Source organism: Acidisphaera rubrifaciens HS-AP3 (assembly GCF_000964365.1).
Taxonomy (GTDB): Bacteria; Pseudomonadota; Alphaproteobacteria; order Acetobacterales; family Acetobacteraceae; genus Acidisphaera; species Acidisphaera rubrifaciens.
This window is the reverse complement of record NZ_BANB01000507.1, coordinates 1-1,385: the sequence shown is the minus strand read 5'-3', so window position 1 is coordinate 1,385 and position 1,385 is coordinate 1. Positions and strand designations below refer to the sequence as shown.

Sequence of the window (1,385 nt, the reverse complement as noted above, 5' to 3'; positions counted from 1 at the left end):
GGCGCTCCGGGCGGACAGCCGGCGCGGTCGCAGACGGCCGCCAGCAGCGCCGGCAGGCACGGCGCGTCCGCGGCGGCGATGCGGGCAAATCCCTCGGCGATCGCCGCCCCCGCCGCCTCCGGAGTCATGTCTGGATCAAAACGGTACGGCGGCAAATCGAGATCGACGGTTGCGGCCTCGGCGGCGGCGAGCATATGTTGCGTCGCGGCAACGTCTCCGGCGGCATACACGCGCGACGGGGCGGCCAGTTCCTGCAGGGCCGCGCGGACCTCGTCGGCGCTTGTCGGCATCCCGCCTCCATGGCAGGGGCTTGGTACGGATTAATTATCCAGCGTGCCGCGCGCGCCGTGAACCGGTCAAGCGCCGCCGTCATCGCCGGCACCTTCATGTGCGCCGCTGGCATGCTAGGGTCGCGCCTGCCGCCGTGCCGGCGGGCGCGTGCTGTGCCGGGCGGGCAGAAAGTGACCATGAGCGATCTCCACCAGCGCCTCGCCTGGGAAGACCTGATCGAATACGTCGAACTCGGCCAGGTGGTCCCCATCCTCGGCGACGAGCTGCTGCGCTTCGACATCGACGGACGCCCGGTCGCGCTCGACACCTTCCTCGCCTCGCGCCTCGCCGCGCGGCTGCGCATCGACCCGCAGCGCCTGCCGGGACCCGCGCCGGGCATCAGCGACGTCATCGTGCAATATGTTCGCCACCACGGCGGCGCGCGCGAGGAGGTCGATCAGCGCCTCAACACCATCCTCCGCGAGGCCGACCTGCCGATCCCCGCGCCGCTGCTGCGCCTCGCCGCGATCCGCCAGTTCCGCCTGTTCGTTAGCCTTACCTTCGACCCCTTCATGGCGCGCGCCCTGGACGCCGTGCGCCACGGCGGCGAACGGCGGACGCAGGAACTGGCGTTCTCGATCAACGACGGACAGGACCTGCCGGCGCCGAAGGCGGAGCTGCGCGCGCCCGTGGTCTATCACCTGCTCGGCCGCCTCTCGCCCACGCCCTCCTGCGCGCTGACGGAGGAGGACACGCTGGAGTTCCTCCAGGGCCTGCAAAGTCCCGCGCGCCGGCCGAACCTGCTGCTCGACGAGCTGAAGACCAACCATCTGCTGCTGATCGGCTGCCGCTTCTCCGACTGGCTCGGCCGGCTGCTGCTGCGCATCGCCAAAAGCCGCCGCCTGTCGGAGAAGCGCACGATGGAGGTGCTGGTCTGGTCCGCCGCCCCCGACGACGCGCTGGTGCGCTTCCTCGCGGATTTCAGCTCGCGCACGAAGTTCGCGTTCAGCGGCGCCGCCGCCTTCGTCGACGAACTCGCCGACCGCATGGCCGCCCGGCCCGCCGCCGCCCTGCCGGCGGAGGAGGCGGACCCGGCCCGCGACGATGCGGCCGGC

Annotated in this window: 2 protein-coding genes; one reads left to right on the top strand and one right to left on the bottom strand. The window is 72.0% G+C overall.

The window, feature by feature from the left end; all coding sequences use genetic code 11:
• A partial coding sequence (locus B8460_RS22050; protein WP_048862193.1) for a hypothetical protein occupies positions 1-290 on the bottom strand: 290 nt, incomplete at its 3' end.
• 177 nt (positions 291-467) lie between these two features.
• Between B8460_RS22050 and B8460_RS13820 the strand changes: the two genes are divergently transcribed.
• On the top strand, positions 468-1,385 hold a 918-nt coding region (locus tag B8460_RS13820), incomplete at its 3' end, for an SIR2 family protein (protein ID WP_048862192.1).